Source organism: Streptomyces liliiviolaceus, assembly GCF_018070025.1.
Classification (GTDB): Bacteria; Actinomycetota; Actinomycetes; order Streptomycetales; family Streptomycetaceae; genus Streptomyces; species Streptomyces liliiviolaceus.
This window is the reverse complement of record NZ_JAGPYQ010000001.1, coordinates 1,892,434-1,906,992: the sequence shown is the minus strand read 5'-3', so window position 1 is coordinate 1,906,992 and position 14,559 is coordinate 1,892,434. Positions and strand designations below refer to the sequence as shown.

At 70.0% G+C, this 14,559-nt stretch carries 12 protein-coding genes; 4 read left to right on the top strand and 8 right to left on the bottom strand.

Features of this window, described 5'->3' with window-relative positions; translation table 11 throughout:
* Nucleotides 1-75: 75 nt before the first annotated feature.
* From folE to dacB, 6 genes are all read right to left on the bottom strand, one after another.
* Entirely contained in the window at nt 76-681 is a 606-nt protein-coding gene (gene folE, locus J8N05_RS08380) for a GTP cyclohydrolase I FolE (protein ID WP_210881806.1), read from the bottom strand.
* A gap of 146 nt (nt 682-827) precedes the next feature.
* A complete protein-coding gene (gene ftsH, locus J8N05_RS08375) occupies nt 828-2,870 on the bottom strand; it encodes an ATP-dependent zinc metalloprotease FtsH (RefSeq protein WP_210890078.1) in 2,043 nt (680 codons plus the stop codon).
* A gap of 212 nt (nt 2,871-3,082) precedes the next feature.
* Nucleotides 3,083-3,643, bottom strand: a complete 561-nt coding sequence (gene hpt, locus J8N05_RS08370) for a hypoxanthine phosphoribosyltransferase (RefSeq protein WP_107022326.1) — start codon at nt 3,641-3,643, stop codon at nt 3,083-3,085.
* Between the two features lie 107 nt (nt 3,644-3,750).
* Entirely contained in the window at nt 3,751-4,791 is a 1,041-nt protein-coding gene (gene tilS, locus J8N05_RS08365; protein ID WP_210881805.1) for a tRNA lysidine(34) synthetase TilS, read from the bottom strand.
* A 172-nt stretch (nt 4,792-4,963) separates the two neighbouring features.
* Nucleotides 4,964-6,088 carry a zinc-dependent metalloprotease gene (locus J8N05_RS08360; RefSeq protein WP_210881804.1) on the bottom strand — a complete coding sequence of 375 codons (1,125 nt, stop codon included), beginning with the start codon at nt 6,086-6,088 and terminating at the stop codon, nt 4,964-4,966.
* A 288-nt stretch (nt 6,089-6,376) separates the two neighbouring features.
* Nucleotides 6,377-8,041 carry a D-alanyl-D-alanine carboxypeptidase/D-alanyl-D-alanine endopeptidase gene (dacB, locus tag J8N05_RS08355; protein ID WP_210881803.1) on the bottom strand — a complete coding sequence of 555 codons (1,665 nt, stop codon included), beginning with the start codon at nt 8,039-8,041 and terminating at the stop codon, nt 6,377-6,379.
* A 79-nt stretch (nt 8,042-8,120) separates the two neighbouring features.
* On the opposite strand from dacB, the gene J8N05_RS08350 reads away from it, so the two are divergent.
* Together J8N05_RS08350 and J8N05_RS08345 are read left to right on the top strand one after the other, a co-directional pair.
* On the top strand, nt 8,121-8,612 hold the full coding sequence (locus tag J8N05_RS08350) for an inorganic diphosphatase (RefSeq protein ID WP_210881802.1): 492 nt from the start codon (nt 8,121-8,123) through the stop codon (nt 8,610-8,612).
* A gap of 106 nt (nt 8,613-8,718) precedes the next feature.
* Nucleotides 8,719-10,377: a threonine/serine exporter family protein gene (locus J8N05_RS08345; protein ID WP_210881801.1), complete on the top strand. Its 1,659-nt coding sequence runs from the start codon at nt 8,719-8,721 to the stop codon at nt 10,375-10,377.
* Nucleotides 10,378-10,476: 99 nt separating this feature from the next.
* Here the strand turns inward: J8N05_RS08345 and J8N05_RS08340 are convergent, their stop codons facing one another.
* On the bottom strand, nt 10,477-11,496 hold the full coding sequence (locus J8N05_RS08340; protein ID WP_210881800.1) for a DedA family protein: 1,020 nt from the start codon (nt 11,494-11,496) through the stop codon (nt 10,477-10,479).
* 140 nt (nt 11,497-11,636) lie between these two features.
* Between J8N05_RS08340 and J8N05_RS08335 the strand changes: the two genes are divergently transcribed.
* Nucleotides 11,637-12,002, top strand: coding sequence for a YbjQ family protein (locus tag J8N05_RS08335; RefSeq protein WP_210881799.1), 366 nt, complete (start codon nt 11,637-11,639; stop codon nt 12,000-12,002).
* A 56-nt stretch (nt 12,003-12,058) separates the two neighbouring features.
* Here J8N05_RS08335 and J8N05_RS08330 read toward each other — a convergent pair whose 3' ends face one another.
* A complete protein-coding gene (locus J8N05_RS08330; RefSeq protein WP_210881798.1) occupies nt 12,059-12,817 on the bottom strand; it encodes a MerR family transcriptional regulator in 759 nt (252 codons plus the stop codon).
* 238 nt (nt 12,818-13,055) lie between these two features.
* Here J8N05_RS08330 and J8N05_RS08325 point away from each other — a divergent pair, with 238 nt between their 5' ends.
* The gene (locus tag J8N05_RS08325) at nt 13,056-14,462 is read left to right on the top strand and encodes a glutamate decarboxylase (RefSeq protein WP_210890077.1); all 1,407 of its coding nucleotides are present in this window, start codon (nt 13,056-13,058) and stop codon (nt 14,460-14,462) included.
* Nucleotides 14,463-14,559 lie beyond the last annotated feature (97 nt).

Genomic DNA, 14,559 nt, shown 5'->3' with positions numbered 1-14,559 from the left:
AGCCACGACGGACCCGCACGTTCCACCAAGCCGCAGCCGCCCCCACCCGCAGGAGCGCACCGCTCACCGAGCCACTCAACGAGCCATGATCAGACTCATCGCCTCGTTCCGCGTGGCCGCATCCCGCAACTGCCCCCGAACGGCAGAAGTTATCGTCTTGGCCCCCGGCTTACGAATCCCCCGCATCGACATGCACATGTGCTCGCACTCCACCACCACGATCACCCCACGCGGCTCAAGGATCTCCATCAGCGAGTCCGCGATCTGCGTGGTGAGCCGTTCCTGCACCTGCGGCCGCCGCGCGTACACGTCCACGAGCCGCGCGAGCTTCGACAGGCCCGTGATCTTCCCGGACGTGCTCGGGATGTAGCCCACGTGCGCCACACCCCGGAACGGCACCAGATGGTGCTCACAGGTCGAGAACACCTCGATGTCCTTCACGAGGACCATCTCGTCGTGGCCCAGGTCGAACGTCGTCGTCAGGACGTCCTCGGCCCGCTGCCGCAGCCCCGCGAAGATCTCCTGGTACGCCCGGGCGACCCGCCCCGGCGTCTCCCGCAGCCCTTCCCGGTCCGGATCCTCACCGACCGCGATCAGCAGTTCTCGTACGGCGTTCTCGGCGCGCTTCTCGTCGAATTCGCCGATCACACCCTCGCTGTCCAGCCTCACGGGGTCGGTCATCTCGTGCCTCGTTCCTGTGCCTCTCACACGCGCGAACCACGCGTATCGCCATCGGGCATACGAAGATGCCGCGCCCCCCAGGCTAGAACCTGGGGGGCGCGGCATGCATTCCGGGCCTGGTGAGGGCGCCGGGAGCCAGGGTGCTGTCAGCTCTCGGTGCGGTCCTCGGGGGCCGGCTCGGTCACCGGGTGGGCCTCGGCGGACGTGTTCGCCTTCGAGGTGGTGATCGCGGGGGCCGAGCCGTTCGTCCCGTTCGTCAGTGACAGCTCCCGGGGGGAGAGCACCGGCGGGCGGGTCGACGGGGTGCGGCGGGAGGAGCCGGTCCACGCGGGGCGGGCCGGACGCTTGACGAGCGGAGTGAAGACCTCGGCGATCTGCTCCTTGCTCAGCGTCTCCTTCTCCAGCAGCTGGAGCACCAGCGCGTCGAGGACGTCGCGGTTCTCGACCAGGATCTCCCAGGCCTCGTTGTGCGCGTTCTCGATGAGCTTCTTGACCTCTTCGTCGACGAGCGCGGCGACCTCTTCCGAGTAGTCGCGCGGGTGCGACATCTCCCGGCCCAGGAAGGGCTCGGTGTTGTCGCCGCCGAACTTGATGGCGCCGAGGCGCTCGGTCATGCCGTACTGCGTGACCATCGCGCGGGCCGTTGCCGTGGCCTTCTCGATGTCGTTCGCGGCACCCGTGGTCGGGTCGTGGAAGACGAGCTCCTCGGCCGCGCGCCCGCCCAGCATGTAGGCCAGCTGGTCGAGCATCTCGTTGCGGGTCGTGGAGTACTTGTCCTCGTCCGGCAGGACCATCGTGTAGCCGAGAGCACGGCCTCTGGAGAGGATCGTGATCTTGTGCACCGGGTCGGAGTTCGGTGAGGCCGCCGCGACCAGGGCGTGTCCGCCCTCGTGGTACGCGGTGATCTTCTTCTCCTTGTCCGACATGATCCGGGTCCGCTTCTGCGGGCCCGCGACCACACGGTCGATCGCCTCGTCGAGCATGTGGTTGTCGATCAGCTTCTGGTTGCTGCGCGCGGTGAGCAGCGCGGCTTCGTTCAGCACGTTCGACAGGTCCGCACCCGTGAAGCCCGGCGTACGACGCGCGACGGCCGACAGGTCGACGTCCGGCGCGACCGGCTTGCCCTTCTGGTGGACCTTGAGGATCTCCAGACGGCCCAGCATGTCCGGGCGGTCGACCGCGATCTGGCGGTCGAAGCGGCCGGGGCGCAGCAGGGCCGGGTCGAGGATGTCCGGGCGGTTCGTCGCGGCGATGAGGATCACGCCGCCCTTGACGTCGAAGCCGTCCATCTCGACGAGCAGCTGGTTCAGCGTCTGCTCGCGCTCGTCGTGGCCGCCGCCGAGGCCGGCGCCGCGATGGCGGCCGACCGCGTCGATCTCGTCCACGAAGACGATCGCCGGGGCGTTCGCCTTGGCCTGCTCGAACAGGTCGCGCACACGCGAGGCACCGACACCGACGAACATCTCGACGAAGTCGGAACCGGAGATCGAGTAGAAGGGGACGCCCGCCTCGCCCGCGACGGCACGCGCGAGCAGCGTCTTGCCCGTACCGGGAGGCCCGTACAGCAGGACGCCCTTGGGGATCTTGGCGCCGACGGCCTGGAACTTCGCCGGCTCCTGGAGGAACTCCTTGATCTCGTGGAGTTCCTCGACCGCCTCGTCCGAGCCCGCCACGTCGGCGAACGTCGTCTTCGGGGTGTCCTTGGTGATGAGCTTCGCCTTGGACTTCCCGAACTGCATGACCCGGGAGCCGCCGCCCTGCATCTGATTCATCAGGAACAGGAAGACGACGACGATGAGGACGAAGGGAAGCAGGGACAGCAGGATGCCGACGAACGCGTTCTGCTTGGTCGGCGAGACCGTGTAGCCGTCCGGGATCTGCTTGTTCTGGAACTTGTCCTGGAGGGTCGTGGCCAGGTTCACACCCTGGTCGCCGATGTAGCTCGCCTGGATCTTCGAGCTGCCCTCGATCTTTTCGCCGTCCTTGAGCTCGGCCTTGATGACCTGCTCGTCGCCGGTTGTGATCTTGGCTTGTTTGACCTTGTTGTCACTGATCGCCTGGACGACCTGGCCGGTGTCCACCGTCTTGTAGCCGCCGGACGAGCCGACGACCTGCATCAACACGACCACGGCAAGGACGGCCAGCACGATCCACATGACCGGCCCACGGAAGTATCGCTTCACGTCCATCCATACGGAGCGGTGCCGCCCCGTCCCTCCTGCCATAGTGAGTTTGATAAGACTGTTATTCGGACGGTACCCCAGCATTGCCACCGGAAGCTGCACGGTCCGGCTGACAAACCCCGTCCACGTATGCTCCAACGGCGCGAAACCCGCTGAGGTTCCCGGCCGTCACACGGGGGGCGGGCCCCCGTCAGGGGGCGTCACCCGTCCAGGGTGCCTCAGCCGCCGTAGACATGGGGCGCGAGCGTACCGACGAACGGGAGGTTCCGGTACTTCTCCGCGTAGTCGAGGCCGTACCCGATGACGAATTCGTTCGGGATGTCGAAGCCGACCCACTCCACGTCGATCGCGACCTTCGCGGCCTCGGGCTTGCGCAGCAGCGTGCACACCTTGAGGGACGCGGGCTCGCGGGAGCCGAGGTTGGAGATCAGCCAGGACAGCGTCAGCCCCGAGTCGATGATGTCCTCGACGATCAGGACGTGCCTGCCCTTGATGTCGGTGTCGAGGTCCTTGAGGATCCGCACCACTCCGGAGGACTGGGTGCCCGCGCCGTACGAGGAGACGGCCATCCAGTCCATGGTGACGGGGGTGGACAGGGCCCGCGCCAGGTCCGCCATCACCATCACGGCGCCCTTGAGAACACCGACGATGAGCAGGTCCTTGCCCGCGTACTCCGCGTCGATCTTCGCGGCCAGCTCGACCAGCTTCGCGTCGATCTCTTCCTTGGTGATGAGCACCGACTGGAGGTCGGTGCCCAGGTCTTTCGCGTCCACCCGCATCACTTTCGGTCGTCCCACCGGCTGCTTCCCGGTCCCTCGGCGAGGAGGGGCCGCTCCCCGAAGGGGTTGCCCTCCGGGGGAGCCGCCACCCGAAGGGCGACTCTTTTTCAGCCTTGCCGAATCACCAGTCTGCCACCCTGCCGCTGGGCGACGACCTTGCCCGGGAGGTTGATGGCTCCCTGGCCGCGCCAGCCGGTGATCAGCCGGTCGATCTCCTCGATGTGCCGGGCGAACAGCGAACCGGCGGGCGCCCCGGCCTCGATGGCGGCCCGGCGCAGGATGCGGCGGCGCACGGCGGGCGGCAGGGCGTAGAGCTTGGCGCACTCCAGGAGGCCCGTCGCGTCGCGTACGGAGGCCTCGGCCCGGCCGGCCCACGCGTCGAGCGCGTCGGCGTCGTCACGGGACAGCTGGGCCGTACGGGCGAGTGCCTCGACGACACCCTTGCCGAGCGCCTTCTCCAGGGCGGGCAGCCCCTCGTGGCGCAGCCGGGAGCGCGTGTACGCCGGATCGGCGTTGTGCGGGTCGTCCCAGACGGGCAGCGACTGGGCCATGCAGGCCTTGCGGGCGGTCTGCCGGTCCAGGTGCAGGAAGGGACGGCGGTAGCGGCGGTCGGCGCCGGGCCCGCCGGAGACGGCGGCCATACCGGACAGGGAGCGCGTCCCGGAGCCGCGGGCGAGGCCCAGCAGGACGGTTTCGGCCTGGTCGTCGCGGGTGTGTCCGAGGAGGACCGCGGTGGCTCCGTGCCGCTCGGCGGTGGCGTCCAGAGCGGCGTACCGCGCGTCGCGGGCGGCGGCTTCGGGGCCGCCGTCGCGTCCGACGGTGACCGCGACGGACTCGGCGGGGGCCAGTCCGAGCTCGGTGAGCCGCAGGACGACCTCGTCTGCGCGCAGGTCGGACCCGGACTGCAGACCGTGGTCCACGGTGATGCCGCCGGCGCGGACGCCGAGCTTGGGCGCCTCGAAGGCGAGGGCGGAGGCGAGCGCCATGGAGTCGGCGCCGCCGGAGCACGCGACCAGCACGAGCGGCGCGCGCGAGGGCGCGTCGGGGGTCTGGCCGGGGGCGCGTCCGGGGGCGTGATCGGTGAGGACGTCGTGGAGTACGCGGCGGACCGCCAGGCGTATCGCCGCGACCGCAGGATGGGGACCCATGTCCGGTTCCCTTCATGAAATTGTCGGGGGGTGAGCCCGGGTTCGGTCACTCAGAGTGTGTCGATGGTGACAGAACCGGGCCGTTCCCCGAGCATTGCACGCCTACCCATGCCCCACGGTCCCTCGGACGGGTGATTGGAGGGGCGTTCACCTGCCGTCGGCCGAATTCAATTCACGACTCTGCCTTACGGTGCACCCGCGCGACCCAGTCCGCGGGTTTGGCGATCTCCGACTTGGTGGGAAGTGTGTTCGGCGAGGTCCACACGCGGTTGAAGCCGTCCATGCCCACCTCGTCCACGACCGCGCGGACGAAACGCTCGCCGTCCCGGTACTGGCGCAGCTTCGCGTCCAGGCCCAGCAGCTTGCGCAGGGCGAGGTCGAGGCGGGAGGCGCCGCGGGCGCGCCGCTGCTGGAACTTCTCGCGGATCTCGGCGACGGACGGGACCACGGCGGGACCGACGCCGTCCATCACGAAGTCGGCGTGCCCCTCCAGGAGGGACATCACCGCGGTGAGCCTGCCGAGGATCTCGCGCTGAGCGGGCGTCTGCACGATCTCGACGATGGAACGGGCCTCGTCGCCCTCCTCGCCCTCGGGGCGGCTGCCGGAGAGGGACTGGGCGGCTTCACGGACGCGTTCCAGCACCGTCATGGGGTCGACCTCGGTCTCTCCCAAGAAAGACTGGATTTCGCCCTCAAGGTGGTCACGCAGCCAGGGAACGGCCGTGAACTGCGTGCGGTGGGTCTCCTCGTGGAGGCAGACCCAGAGCCTGAAGTCGTGGGGCTGGACGTCGAGTTCGCGCTCCACGTGCACGATGTTCGGCGCCACCAGGAGGAGCCTGCCGCCGCCGTTCTCCCCGGCGGGCAGTTCCCGGGTGGCCGGGGCGAACGTCTCGTACTGGCCCAGGACCCTGGAGGACAGGAAGGACAGCAGCATGCCCAGCTCGACGCCGGTGACCTTGCCGCCGACGGCGCCGAGGACGGCTCCGCCCGGGCTGCTGCCGCGACGTTCCTGCATCTTGTCGAGCAGCGGTTTCAGGATCTCCCGGAACCCGGCGACGTTCGCCCGGACCCAGCCGGGGCGGTCGACGACGAGTACGGGGGTGTCGTGGAGGTCGTCCCCGCCCATCCGCGTGAAGCCGCGGACGTGTTCCTCCGACGCCTTTGCATGCCGGCGCAGCTCGGCGACGACGGCCCTGGCCTCGTCGCGGCTCACCTCTGGGCCCGGCCGTACGAGCCGGGTCGCGGTCGCCACCGCGAGATTCCAGTCGACCATCTCGGCACCACGGATGCTCGTCATGCTGCCAACCGTACGTGAGCGCTGCCGCTGGGGGCAGGGGTGGGCCGTGGGGTGCGCCTTGCCGGACCGTGCGGGTCCGTCGCAGCCTGGCACTCGGTTCGCCGCGCCCCTTCGAACCCCTGGTCGCTCGCCTGCGGGCCGGTGGGGGCCGGCCGCGCAGTTCCCCGCGCCCCTGAAAAGCGACAGGCCGCCCTACAGCCCCGCCCCTCAAGGGGCGCGGGGAACTGCGCGCTCAGCCCCCACCGGCCCGCAGGCGAGACGACGCGGCACCCCCCGAGGCGTGCGGAGCTAGTTGCAGCCGCACGTCGCCAGGGTCGAGGCCAGGGTGTCCAGGCCCTGCTGGGTGGTCGCCGCGTCCGTGGGCGGGTCGGACTCGGTGAGGAACGCGAAGGCCAGGAGGCGGCCGTCGGTGTCGACGACCGTGCCCGCGAGGGTGTGCACGCCGGTGAGGGTGCCGGTCTTAGCGCGTACGAGGCCGGTGCCGGGCTGACCCGCGTACCGCTTGCTGAGCGTGCCGGTGAAGCCCGCGACGGGCAGGCCGGTGAGGACCGGGCGCAGTTCGGGGCGGTCCGGGTCGGCGGCCTCGGCCAGCAGGGCCGTGAGCAGGTCCGCGGTGAGCTTGTCCGCGCGGTCCAGACCGCTGCCGTCCGCGAACTTCGCCCCCTTGAGCGGCAGGCCGAGCTTCTTCAGCTGTTCGTGGGTCGCCGCGCCGCCGCCCTTGAAGCTCGCCGGTTCGCCCGCGGCGAGGGCGGTCTGGCGGGCGAGGGCCTCGGCGATGTCGTTGTCACTGCTGGTCAGCATGCGTTCGACGAGTGCGGACAGGGGCGGCGACTTGACGGTGGCGAGGGTCTTGGCGCGGGCCGACGCCTTGGAGGTGCCGGGGACCGTGGTCTCGATCCCCCGTTCGTGCAGGAGATCGGCGAACTTCTCGGCAGCGTTCGCGGCCGGGTCGTCGCTGCGGTCCGCGGGGCCGCTGGAGGAGTCGTCGAGGCGGCCCTCGTCGGCCATCAGGGCGGTGACCGGCGCGAGGTTGGTGTTGCCGGCGCCGATGGGGTGCACGGAGGTGCCCGCGTACAGCGAGGTGTCGTACGAGAGCGTCACCTCGGCACCCTTACCGCCCTTACCGCCCTTACCGCCCTTGTCGGTCTTTCCGGTCTTGCGGGCCTTGAGGGCGCGGGCCGTGTCGTCGGCGAGGTCGCGCAGGCTCGCGTTGCCGTCCGCGTCCTTGCGGGCGGTCAGCGTGGGATCGCCGCCGCCGACGAGGACGACCTCCTCGGTGCCGGGCTCCAGGACCGCCCGGGTCGCGATGCGGTGGTCCGGGCCGGCCGCGGTGAGCGCCGCCACGGCCGTGGCGATCTTCGTGGTGGACGCCGGAGTCAGCGCGGTGCCCGCGCCCTTGCCGTACAGCCGCTTGCCGGTGGCCATGTCGACGACGACTCCCGCGCGGTCGGAACCGAGCGAGGGGTTGTCGAGCAGCGGCCCCAGGACGCCTCCCAGGGCCTTCTCCGTGGGCGACGGCACGCTGCCCACGGAGCCGCCGACGCCCGCGAGCACGGACACGGCGCTCGGCGCGGGCGCCGGCTCCTTGCCGGACGCACCGGGCACCGAGCCGTGATCTGCGCCACCTGCGCGCTCCCGCGATGCGGCCCAGTCGCGCTCCGCCGTACGCTGGCCGGTGGAGTCCCAGGGCCCGGCCGCGGTGACCACGGTGGCCGCCACGACGAGTCCGAGAGCGGCGGCGCCCGTCGTGAACTGCACGGTCGAAGGCCGCTTGACCAGCGGTTTCAGGACTTCTGTCGCCCGGGCGAGCGGTGGTTTCACAGCTTCCGCCGCCCGTACGAGCGGTGGCTTCACGGCCTCCGCCACCCGTACGAGGTGCGGTCCCACGGATCGCGCGACCCGCACCACATGCGGTCTCGCGGCCCGCCAAGGCCTCAGCTCTGGCACGACCACCAGCCCCTTTCGCGATCACACACCTGCGTGAGGGACACTTAACCACCAGAACTATGTGTTGATCATGGAGGAGTCACCGGTGGAGTTCGACGTCACGATCGAGATTCCGAAGGGTTCACGGAACAAGTACGAGGTGGACCACGAGACCGGTCGGATCCGTCTGGACCGTCGCCTCTTCACCTCGACCAGCTACCCGGCCGACTACGGCTTCGTCGAGAACACCCTCGGCGAGGACGGCGACCCGCTGGACGCGCTGGTCATCCTGGACGAGCCGACCTTCCCCGGTTGCCTCATCCAGTGCCGCGCCATCGGCATGTTCCGTATGACGGACGAGGCCGGCGGCGACGACAAGCTGCTCTGCGTCCCCGCGCACGACCCGCGCGTGGAGCACCTGCGGGACATCCACCACGTGTCGGAGTTCGACCGTCTGGAGATCCAGCACTTCTTCGAGGTCTACAAGGACCTGGAGCCGGGCAAGTCCGTCGAGGGTGCCAACTGGGTGGGCCGCACGGACGCCGAGGCCGAGATCGAGCGTTCGTACAAGCGCGCCAAGGACGCGGGCGGTCACTGATCCCTCTGTGTCCTGCGGGCCGCGCGACCCCGACCGGGTTGCGCGGCCCGTTGGCGTATCAGTGCGCATACTGGGGCGTACTGGACATGCGAACCAGGAGTAGTGCGTGACGGAATCGGACGCCGAGGACCGCAAGCCGCAGTCGGACGAGGCACGCAGCGCCTTCGCCGCGCCGAGCGGTGTGGTGACACAGGCCCCGCCGGTCGAGGAGGAGTCCTCGACGACGTCCGAGTTCGCGCTGCCGAAGGGCTACGGCGGTCCGCAGACGTCCGCCCCCGATCCCTCCGAGGGGTCGGCGTTCAGCATGCCGAGGACGTACAGCTCCAGGGACGCGCCCGCCTTCACGCCCCCGGCGGGCATACCGCGGGTCGACCTCACCAAGGACGCCCCCTGGCAGGACCGGATGCGCACGATGCTGCGCATGCCGGTCGCCGACCGGCCCGTGCCCGAGACCGTGCAGAAGACGGCGGAGGACGAGGGCCCGGCCGTGCCGCGCGTCCTCGACCTGACCCTGCGTGTCGGCGAGCTGCTGCTCGCGGGCGGGGAGGGCGCCGAGGACGTGGACGCGGCGATGTTCGCCGTCTGCCGCTCCTACGGCCTCGACCGCTGCGAGCCGAACGTCACCTTCACCCTGCTGTCGATCTCGTACCAGCCCTCGCTGGTCGACGACCCGGTGACCGCGTCGCGGACCGTGCGGCGCCGGGGCACCGACTACACGCGCCTCGCGGCCGTCTACCAGCTCGTCGACGACATCAGCGACGACCAGACCGAGGTCTCCCTTGAGGAGGCCTACCGGCGGCTCGCGGAGATCCGCCGCAACCGGCACCCGTACAGCGGCTGGGTGCTGACCCTCGCCACCGGGCTGCTCGCGGGCGCGGCCTCCGTGCTCGTCGGTGGTGACGTCATCGTGTTCGTCGCGGCGGTCGTCGGCGCGATGCTGGGCGACCGGCTGGCGTGGCTGTGCGCCGGGCGCGGGCTGCCGGAGTTCTACCAGTTCACGGTGGCCGCGATGCCGGCCGCCGCGCTGGGCGCCGCGCTCACGATCGCGCACGTCGACGTACGGGCGTCCGCGGTGATCACCGGTGGGCTGTTCGCGCTGCTGCCCGGACGGGCGCTGGTGGCGGGCGTGCAGGACGGGCTGACCGGCTACTACATCACCGCGTCGGCCCGGCTCCTGGAAGTCATGTACTTCTACGTCGGCATCGTCATCGGCGTCCTGGTGATCCTCTACTTCGGCGTGACGCTGGGCGCCCAGCTCAACCCGGACGCGGCCCTGCTGTCGACGAACCGGCCGCTGTGGCAGATCGGCGCGTCGATGCTGCTCACGCTCGCCTTCGCGGTGCTCCTCCAGCAGGAACGTTCTACCGTGCTGGTCGTGACCCTCAACGGCGGGGTCGCGTGGAGCGTGTACGGCGCGATGCACTACGCGGGCGGGATCTCACCGGTCGCCTCGACGGCGGTGGCGGCCGGTCTGGTGGGGCTCTTCGGGCAGCTCATGTCGCGCTACCGGTTCGCCTCCGCGCTGCCGTACACGACCGCCGCGATCGGGCCGCTGCTGCCCGGTTCCGCGACGTACTTCGGGCTGCTCGCCATCGCCCAGAACGACGTCGACCAGGGCCTTGTGCAGCTCTCCAAGGCGGCCGCGCTCGCGATGGCCATCGCGATCGGGATGAACCTGGGGTCCGAGATCTCGCGGCTGTTCCTGCGGCTGCCGGGCGCTGCCGCTGGTGCGCGGCGGGCGGCGAAGCGGACCCGGGGGTTCTGAGAGGGGTGGGGTGGCGGCCGTCGTTGTGCGGCTGACCGCCGGTGGGGGCTTGTCGCGCAGTTCCCCGCGCCCCTTCAGGGCGCCCCCACTGGGGCTCAGTCAGTTCCTCGGGTAGTCCTGGCCGTACGGGTAGGGCTGCTGCCGGCCCTGCTGGTACTGCTGCTGGTCATCGGGGTATTGCTGGGCGTTCTGCCCGTAGCCCTGCGGGTACTGGTACTGCTGCCCGCCGTAGTTCTGGTCCTGGCCGTACGGCTGCTCCTGTTGGTAGTAGTCCTGCTGCTGGTTCTGGTTGCCGTACTGGTCGTACTGCTGCGGGCCGCCCTGGTCGCCGTAGCCCTGGTCCTGGCCGTGCTGGGGGCCGTACTGCTGGTGGTCGTAGCCGTTCTGGTGGGGCTGCGGGATCTGGCGGAGCTGGGCCGTGCGGTCGTCCATGACGGGGGCCGCCTGCTGGGCGTGGGCGGCCTGGGGCTCGTCCTGCGCGCCGTTCGCCGCGTTCTTCTTGGACTTACCGCGGGCGCGCAGGAACTCGATGATGATCGGGACCACCGAGATGAAGACGATCAGGAGCAGGATCGGCTCGATGTTCTTGTGGACGAACTCGATGCTGCCGAGCCAGGAACCGAGCGCCGTGACACCCGCGCCCCACAGGACGCCGCCGATCACGTTGAAGATCAGGAACGAGCGGTACTTCATGCCGCTGACGCCGGCGATGATCGGCGTGAACGTGCGCACGATGGGCACGAAGCGGGCCAGCACCAGCGACTTCGGGCCGTACTTCTCGAAGAACTCGTGCGCCTTGGTGACGTTCTCCTGCTTGAAGAGGCGGGAGTCCGGCCGGGTGAAGAGCGACGGGCCGACCTTCTTGCCGAACATGTAGCCCGCCTGGTCGCCGAGGATCGCGGCGACACAGATCAGCGCGATGGCGGCCCACAGCGGGAAGTCCAGGGTGCCGGCGGTGATCAGCATGCCCGCCGTGAACAGCAGCGAGTCACCCGGCAGGAAGAAGCCGATGAGCAGGCCCGACTCGGCGAAGACGATCAGGAGCAGGCCCCAGATGCCGAACGAGTCCAGCAGATAGTCCGGATCCAACCAGCTTGGGCCAAGGGCGAGCGTCGTCACGTTTCCGGGCTCCTGAGGTGGTGGATGCGGCGGCGGGCGAAGGTGTGGCCGACCAAAGTTATCAACGCGCCACGATGTGACCAGGTTCCACCGGCTCGTACAGGATGCACTGTGCCCCGACTGGGACAAAGCTGTGAGCCATGGGTATCGAAGAATACGGCGGCGGGCAGGGCCCCGCGCCCGATGTGCTGGTCGTGACGACGAACGACGTACCCGGCTACCGGGTCGAGCAGGTCATCGGTGAGGTCTTCGGGCTGACCGTCCGTTCCAGGCATCTGGGCAGCCAGATCGGCGCGGGGCTGAAGTCGATGATCGGCGGCGAGCTGAAGGGCCTCACCAAGACCTTGGTGGAGACCCGCAACCAGGCCATGGAACGGCTCGTGGAGCAGGCACGGGCACGCGGCGCCAACGGCGTGCTGATGTTCCGCTTCGACGTGACGGACGCGCAGGACGTGGGCACGGAGGTGTGCGCGTACGGCACGGCCGTGGTGATGGTCAAGGAATAGCGCCACCTGTCGGTAAGGGGCGCCCGCCCTTGCGGACGCCCCTTACCCGACTGTTGTCATCCGTGCCGTGCGGCGTTCGCCGTGATCGCGTCCCTGAGATGCTCCGCGAGCCCCGGGCGCATGGAGTCGTAGAACTCCTTGAACCGTGCGTCGGACACGTACATCTCACCGAGCCCACGATGGACGTCGTACGAGCACTCGTAGAACCAGCGGGTGATGTGCTGTCGGTGCTCCTCGGCCATGTCCATGGCGGGCTCCCCCGTGGCGGGTTCGCCGGACGCCATGAGGGCGTCGTAGCGCCCGCCCCAGGAGGCGACCTCGGCCTGCATGCGCTTCCAGTCGTCCTTGCCGTAGCGGGCGGCGCGGCGCTGCGACTCGGCGTACGCCTCCGTGCCGCCCCAGCGGCCCTCGGCCTCCTCGGCGTGCTCCTCGGGGTCCTTGCCGCCGAAGACCTCGAATTTCTCCTCGGGTGTGAGGTTGATGCCCATCGTGCGTGCCTCCATGGCGTGCTCCACGGCCGCGGCCATCTTCTGCAGCCTCTCGATGCGGGCGGTCAGCAGGTCGTGCTGCCGGCGCAGGTGTACGCGCGGGTCCGCCCGCGGATCGTCGAGCAGGACCGCGACCTCGTCGAGCGGAAACCCCAGCTCCCGGTAGAACAGGATCTGCTGCAGCCGGTCGAGGTCGGCGTCGCTGTAGCGCCGGTGGCCCGCGTGGCTGCGCCCGCTCGGTTCGAGCAGTCCGATCTCGTCGTAGTGGTGCAGCGTCCGCACCGTCACTCCGGCGAGACCGGCGACCTGTCCCACGGGGTGGCTCATGGCCTCCGCCTCCTCCTTCTCGGCCCCATCTGCGGCCGCTTCTTCGGCCACTTCCTCGGCCGCTTCCTCGGCCTTTTCGGTACGCGCTCCAGGCTGATGCCTCACGTGACGTGAGGTGCAAGCCGGAAAACCACCCCGCGCGATGTCGGCTTTACCCGATTTTGGCGAGGAGGTGGCCCACCATGGAGCCCTGGACCTTCTCGACCCCCTGGGCCCCGCCCAGACGACCGGAGGCATCATGGCGCTCCACAAAGGCCCCGCGAAGTCCGACGAACACCCCTCGACCGTCAACCCCTTCTACGGGGAGGCGAATCCGGTCGGCGGCATGACCGAGGCACCGCCCCAGCACCGGCTGCCCGACGGACCGCTGACGCCTTCCACGGCCTATCAGCTGGTACGCGACGAGCTGATGCTGGACGGCAACTCCCGGCTCAACCTCGCGACCTTCGTCACCACCTGGATGGAGCCGCAGGCCGACATACTGCTCGGCGAGTGCCGTGACAAGAACATGATCGACAAGGACGAGTACCCGCGCACGGCCGAGCTGGAGCGCCGGTGCGTGGCGATGCTCGCCGAGCTGTGGAACGCGCCGGATCCGGCCACCGCCGTCGGATGTTCGACGACCGGGTCGAGCGAGGCGTGCATGCTCGCCGGCATGGCGCTCAAGCGCCGCTGGGCCAAGCGCAACGCGGACCGGTACCCGGGAGCCCGCCCGAACCTCGTCATGGGCGTCAACGTGCAGGTCTGCTGGGACAAGTTCTGCAACTTCTGGGAGGTCGAGGCCCGCCAGGTGCCCATGGAGGGCGACCGCTTCCACCTCGACCCGCGGGCCGCCGCCGAGCTGTGCGACGAGAACACCATCGGGGTCGTCGGCGTCCTCGGCTCCACCTTCGACGGCTCGTACGAGCCGATCGCCGAACTCTGCGCCGCGCTCGACGAGTTGCAGGAGCGCACGGGTCTGGACATCCCCGTCCACGTGGACGGCGCGTCCGGCGCGATGGTGGCGCCCTTCGTGGACGAGGACCTGGTCTGGGACTTCCGGCTGCCGCGGGTCGCCTCCATCAACACCTCGGGGCACAAGTACGGGCTGGTCTACCCGGGTGTCGGCTGGGCGCTGTGGCGCTCGCCCGCCGAGCTGCCGGAGGAGCTGGTCTTCCGGGTGAACTACCTGGGCGGTGACATGCCGACCTTCGCGCTCAACTTCTCCCGCCCAGGGGCCCAGGTGGTGGCGCAGTACTACACGTTCCTGCGGCTGGGCCGAGAGGGCTACCGGGCCGTCCAGCAGACGACCCGGGACGTCGCCATGGGGCTCGCGGAACGGATCGGGGCCCTGGACGAGTTCCGGCTGCTCACCCGGGGCGACCAGCTGCCGGTGTTCGCGTTCACCACCGCCCCGGACGTCACGGCGTTCGACGTCTTCGACGTGTCCCGGCGCATGCGGGAGCGGGGCTGGCTGCTGCCCGCGTACACCTTCCCCGCCCACCGTGAGGACCTGTCCGTGCTGAGGGTGGTGTGCCGCAACGGCTTCTCCTCCGATCTCGCCCAGTTGTTCCTGGAGGACCTGCGCCGTCTCCTGCCCGAACTGCGCTGCCAGTCGCGACCACTGACGAGGGACAAAGAGGCGGCGACCGGCTTCCACCACTGAGGTTCACGGGGTGGCCGCGACTTCCGGCCACCCCGTCGCCGCTGCCCGGCCGGCCGCCTGCCCGGCCCACGTGCCTGGCCCGCATGTCCGGCCCGTA